General features: G+C 68.1%; 4 protein-coding genes. 3 read left to right on the forward strand and 1 reads right to left on the reverse strand.

The window, feature by feature from the left end; translation table 11 throughout:
- The first annotated feature begins 227 nt into the window (after positions 1-227).
- Entirely contained in the window at positions 228-1,244 is a 1,017-nt protein-coding gene (locus AB0395_RS42860; protein ID WP_366292409.1) for a WYL domain-containing protein, read from the forward strand.
- 481 nt (positions 1,245-1,725) lie between these two features.
- Here the strand turns inward: AB0395_RS42860 and AB0395_RS42865 are convergent, their stop codons facing one another.
- Positions 1,726-2,403, reverse strand: a complete 678-nt coding sequence (locus tag AB0395_RS42865) for a TetR/AcrR family transcriptional regulator C-terminal domain-containing protein (RefSeq protein ID WP_366292411.1) — start codon at positions 2,401-2,403, stop codon at positions 1,726-1,728.
- A gap of 69 nt (positions 2,404-2,472) precedes the next feature.
- Here AB0395_RS42865 and AB0395_RS42870 point away from each other — a divergent pair, with 69 nt between their 5' ends.
- Both AB0395_RS42870 and AB0395_RS42875 read left to right on the forward strand, forming a co-directional pair.
- Entirely contained in the window at positions 2,473-3,627 is a 1,155-nt protein-coding gene (locus AB0395_RS42870) for an NAD(P)/FAD-dependent oxidoreductase (protein WP_366292413.1), read from the forward strand.
- A 491-nt stretch (positions 3,628-4,118) separates the two neighbouring features.
- Entirely contained in the window at positions 4,119-5,666 is a 1,548-nt protein-coding gene (locus tag AB0395_RS42875) for an alpha/beta hydrolase (protein WP_366292416.1), read from the forward strand.
- The last annotated feature ends 334 nt before the right edge of the window (positions 5,667-6,000 follow it).

The raw sequence follows: 6,000 nt of genomic DNA on the forward strand, positions 1-6,000 counted from the left end.
GTCCTTTGTTTAGTTGATCTTGAAGTCGCCCGGACGCCTTTACAATGTAGATCAACACACTGATGCTACACGAGGCCGCCCACGCCCTGGCCCACGCGCGCGGCATCAACCGACTTGCCCGCCGTTCGATGACGGGCACGAGGATCGGCGGTCCTGGCCCTGCTCGCGACCACAACCGCAGGGAAAGCGGCCAGGATGTGACCGCTTCTTGCGGCACGATGGCATTCATGCCGAAAACCTCAGCGCGACTGCTGGCGCTGCTCTCGCTACTGCAGGCCCGCCGGGACTGGCCGGGGGCGCTGCTGGCCGAGCGGCTGCAGGTCAGCCCGCGTACCGTACGCCGCGATGTCGACCGGCTGCGCGAGCTCGGCTACCCCATCGTGACCTTCAAGGGGCCCGACGGCGGGTACCGACTCGACGCCGGCACACGATTGCCTCCGTTACTGTTCGACGACGACCAGGCCGTCGCCCTGGCCGTCGCACTCCAGATCGCCACCATCTCCGGCGCCGGCATCGCCGAAGCCGCGGAACGCGCGTTGAACACCGTCCGCCAGGTCATGCCCGTACGGCTGCGCCACCGCATCGACACCCTTCGGGTCACTGCCGTCGAACGGCCAGACACCCCCCAGATCGACAGCGACGTGCTCATGGCACTCAGCGCCGCTGTGCACGCTCGGGAGGTGTTGCGCTTTGCGTACTCCCCGCCGGGGACAGACGACGACACGCCGGTCGCGCCGCGCCGAGCCGAGCCGCACCACCTCGTCGCCCGGGGCGGGCGCTGGTACCTCATCGCCTGGGATCTCGACCGGGACGACTGGCGCATTTTCCGCGCCGACCGGATCACCCCGCGCACCCCCACGGGCCCCCGTTTCCCCCCTCGCCAACTGCCGGGAAGGGACGTCGCCGCCTTCGTGACCAGCAGGTTCCAGGGCTCCGACGGCACCGCCGGCTGGCCCTGCCGAGGCGAGGTGATCCTCCGCCTGCCCGCCGCCGTCGTGTCCCTCCACACCCGCGACGGGGTGGTCCAGGAACTCGGCCCGGATCGCTGCCGGCTCGTCCTCGGCTCGTGGTCCTGGCCCGCGCTGGCCGCCGCCATCGGCAGGTTCGACGCCGACATCGAGGTCGTCGGCCCGGCCGATCTCAAGCACGCCTTCGCGCACCTTGCCCGCCGCTACGCCGCCGCGGCCGCCGCACCACCCCGAGCCGGCGAAGCGGGCAGAAAGCGGTCCAGCGGCCCTGCCTGACATTCAAAGAAACGTGCCCGAGTTCGCAGGCGCAGCCTCATCACGGCCCGGCACCGGGCGCGGTCCACGAAGCGGGCACTGAACGCAAGGGCACATCACCTGGCAAGCAAGCGTCCTGACCAGCGGCTCAGCACCCCGCTGCCTCTTTCTCCCGTATGTGGTCTGTCCCCGATCGTGGGGTATCACGTGCGCGCACGAGAATCCTGGCAAAACCCGCCGTCAGGTTCCTCGTGCGTGCGCCCGCGCGAGTGCCTCGCGACACTCGCGAAACGGCCTCCGGGAGGATTGGACCGGGTTTTGGCGCCAGAGAAGCGATCTTGACGACGATTCGGTGACGAGAGCTGTTTGCCCTGGTCGAGCGCCCTGGCGTGCCTGCTCATGCCTGTGGATTTCCTCTCAGATAAGCAAGCTGGTTCCGTCGGCTTCCTCCGAAGGCCCAATGGTCGCCGGGCAGGAGTGCGGGGTGGTCCTCGGACGCTGCTTAGAGAACGGTTGTGATGCCGGCCAGGATGAGGTCGATGCCAACCAGGAACTGCGCGCGGTCGTCGTGCTCGGGCAGTTGTGTCGCCACCTGGCGCATGATCGGGTACTTGTCGGGGTCAAGTTGCGCCCACCGTGCGGCGATGTCTTCGAGTACGGCCGACCGGTCGTGCGGGTGGAGGCGAGCGTGGGCGGCGTTCTGTCCGGCAACGCCGAGGACGTAGTTCCCGAGCGCGGATCCGCAGTCGAACTGTGCTCGCCGGGGGACACCAAGCGCCTGGAGGTGCCTGCCGAGGCTTTCGGCGATCTGCAGGAACGCAGGCTGCCACGGCTCACGCGAGAGCTGGGAGCCCGCCCAGGGATGGGAGTCGGTCGCGTCGAACACTGCGAGGGCGGTGGCCCGGATCGCCTCCCGCGGATCGGCGACGCTGACCACGTTGGTCATGGCACTGACGATGACGTCGTCGGTGGCCGCCGCGAGCAGTTCGTTCATGTTGGCGACGTGGTGATAGATCGCCCCGGTCCCCGTCACCAGGCGGGCCGTGAGCGCGCGGATGGTCAGGGCGCTCTCACCGCCGGCGTCGAGGATCTCGATCGCCACCTCGACGATCCGCTCCCTCGACAGCGCGTCCGCGCGCCGTTCCCCTCGTTGCGTCTTGGTCGCCATGAGCTCCATCATGCCACCGATTGGAGCACTGCTCCAAAATGGATATATTGGAGCAGTGCTCCAACCGAGTTTGAGAGGCACATGATGACGACACCAGTCACGATCATCGGTGCGGGCCTTGGTGGCCTCACCCTCGCCCGCGTTCTGCATGTCAACGGCATCCCCGCGACGGTCTATGAGGCCGATTCCTCTGCGGAGGCCCGCACGCAGGGTGGCCAGCTCGACATCCATGACTACAACGGGCAGCTCGCGCTCGAGGCGGCCGGCCTGATGGAGGAGTTCCGCGCGATCATCCATGCGGGCGGCGCGGCTTCACGCGTGCTCGACTCCCGCGGAACAGTGCTGGCCGAAATGCCCGACGACGGCACACACGGGCGTCCGGAGGTGCTCCGCGGCGACCTGCGTCGGATTCTGCTCAACTCCTTGCCTGCCGAGGCTATCTACTGGGGACGCAAGGTCACCGGTGCCCGGTCCCTGGGCGACGGCCTGCATGAGGTGACCTTTGCCGAGGGACCGGCCGTGACCACCGGCCTCCTGGTCGGCGCCGACGGCGCCTGGTCGAGGATCAGGCCGCTGCTGTCCGACGCCAAGCCCCGCTACACCGGCACCTCCTCCATCGAGACCTTCCTGCACGACGCCGACGAGCGGCACCCCGCGGCGGCCAAGGCGGTCGGCGGCGGTGCGATGTACGCCCTGTCTCCCGGAAAGGGGATCATCGCGCACCGCGAGGCGGGCAACATCCTGCACACGTACTTCGAACTGCACTGCCCTGAGGAGTGGGTGGCCGGCATCGACTTCACCGACGCCGCCGCGATCGCCCAGGTCGCGGCCGAGCTCCAGGGATGGGCGCCGGAGCTCACCGCTCTGATCACCGACAGCGACACCGCACCGGTCCCGCGCCCGATCTACACCCTCCCCGACGGGCACCGATGGGACCGCACCCCCGGCGTGACACTCCTCGGCGACGCCGCACACCTGATGCCGCCGTCCGGCGAGGGCGCGAACCTGGCGATGCTCGACGGCGCCGAACTCGCCAAGGCGATCGCCGCCAACCCCGGCGACATCGAAATGGCACTCACCACCTACGAACAGGGGCTCTTCCCGCGCAGCGACGCCGCATACGCCGATGCGAACGAGACCGTCGACCTCTTCCTCGGCGACCAGACACCGTTCAAAATCGCCAACCTCTTCACCACCGCCCTCAACGCGCCCCACGAGGAACCCGCGCAATCCTGATACGCACCACCGACGACCCCGCCTCGCTCAAGGCCCAAAACAACAGACATACAGTTCGGGGCGCTCTCGAAGCGTTGCGGCACCACCCTGGCATGGGACCGGATTGACTCCCGTAGTTGCCCCACTGGGCTGACCTGGTAAGACGCCGTCCCAGGAATCGGACAGACCCAAAGCTCTGTTGGGTCAGCACATATTACCGGCCGGTAGCACTATTGGCTGCTCCATTGTTCCCCGAGGCCGGATATATCCGATTCAAAGCTGACAAAGAGCCGGAAATCGCCCACCAGACTGCCGAGTCAGCCACCCCCCCGATGCGACAGAACACGATATTTCCCCCTAAAGCAAGATTTGTCCCCCGGGCGCCTTTGATGGAAGATCCACATAACTCGTCCCTATCAGGTCGGGTCTGCATCACCTCCATCGTCCGGCCCTTGGGGGCTCCGCCGGGCGCTGGCACACCCCCCGGGAACCCCCACCGCTCGGAGGAACACGTGCGACGAAGAATTCCCCTGTTAGGCCTCGCACTCGCCATCATCGCCTTACTGCTCCCCATCCCCACCGGGGTCGCCGCCGCGGCGACCCCGCTCGCCGCCTCGACCATCGCCTGGTCGCCCTGCCAGGACAATCCCGGCTTCGACTGCGGGACGGTGTCCGTACCGATCGACTGGAACAGGCGGAACGGGCCGAGGATCGACCTGGCGCTAGCTCGGCACAAGGCCACCGACCCCGCCGCCAGGGTCGGCTCTCTGCTGATCAATCCCGGCGGGCCGGGTGGTTCCGGGGTCGACTTTGTCATGGCGAGGCCCAACTGGCTGAGCGATGAGCTCCACCGCCGCTTCGACATCGTCGGCTTCGATCCGCGTGGTGTGGCCCGCAGCCACCCCATCGTCTGCTCCGGCGAGGCGCTGAACCGGACGCCGTACCTGGTCCCGGCGAATGCGGCCCAGTTCGAGGCGCTGCGCGTGGGCATCACCGATCTGCGCGCCGACTGCCGGGCCCGTACCGGTCCGCTCTACGACCAGGTGAACACCCTCAACGTGGTACGTGACCTGGACGCCATCAGGGCGGCCCTGGGCGAGGAGAAGCTGACCTTCTACGGCCTGTCCTACGGCACGCTGCTCGGTCAGCAGTATGCGGAGATGTACCCAGGCCGGGTACGCGCGCTCGCGCTGGACAGCAACGTCGATCACAGCCTGGACATGAAGGAGTTCTTCGACACCGAGGCCGTCACCGCCCAGGACTCCTTCAACGAGTTCGCGAACTGGTGCGCGCGGTCGCAGAGCTGCGCGTTGCACGAGCAGGGCGTACGCGCGGTCTGGACCCGGCTGCTCGCCAAGGCCGACCGTGGCGAGCTGCGGAACCCGGAGTTCCCCGACATCCCGGTGACAGCTCTCTCACTGATCAGCGAGGCGCACCTGCGGTTCTACGGCCCGCAGTGGGAGTTCCTCGCGCAACTCCTGGTCGACCTCGACAACGGCGCCGCTCTGCCTCCCGGCGTTCTCGCCCCCTACCAGAACGGGGAGGTGGCCGCCTTCCCCTTCCCGATCCTGTGCCAGGACTTCGACCTGCGGGCCCGTGGCTACAGCGAGTACGCCAGCCACCTGCGCCGCTCGGCCAGGCTCGCGCCCGATATGAGGTACGGTCCACTCGCCGCCACGCTGGCGCCCGTCTGCCTGGCCCAGCCCACGCCGATCCCCAATCCCCAGCGTCCCACGCGGGTCCGTGACAGCTTCCCGCTACTGCTGGGCACCGCGCTGCACGACCCCGCCACGCCCTATGAGTGGACCGCCGGCCTCGCCCGTCAGCTCGGCCCGTACGCCAGGGTGCTCACCTATGAGGGCTGGGGCCACGGCGTCTACGGCTGGAGCGACTGCACCACCGGCACCTTCGACGCCTACCTGATCTCCCGAACGCTGCCGCCGCGCGGAAAGCGCTGCGAGGCCGTCTCACCCGCCTCCGGCCTCACCTCCAGGCTGCCACAACCGCCTCCCGCTCACATCCCGACGCCCATCCTCCCCGGCTGGCCGTCCCTGTTCTGACCCCAGCGCGTGCCGTCCCCGCTCCCCCCGGGTACGGCACGCGCCCGGGCGCCGTCCCGGCAAATGCCAGCGTGGTCGCAGCCTTGGTGTCCACCCTGGCCAACTCGGCTCAGGGTCCCAGTAGTAATCGCGGAAAATCCAACGAACCTGCCGTTGACCTGGGCGAGCCGCGCCAGGACGCTGACCCGACAGAGCCTTGGATCTGTCCGGTCAGCCCGGTTGTCGGCGGGTACCGCTAACGGTGCTCTGTTGGATCAAGCATCGTGCCGGGTATCACCTATTTAACGCCTATTCGAGCGCTTCGGGGGTGTGCGATGACCGCTCGTGTGCAGGT

It is taken from the genome of Streptosporangium sp. NPDC051023, assembly GCF_040689595.1.
Lineage (GTDB): Bacteria > Actinomycetota > Actinomycetes > Streptosporangiales > Streptosporangiaceae > Streptosporangium.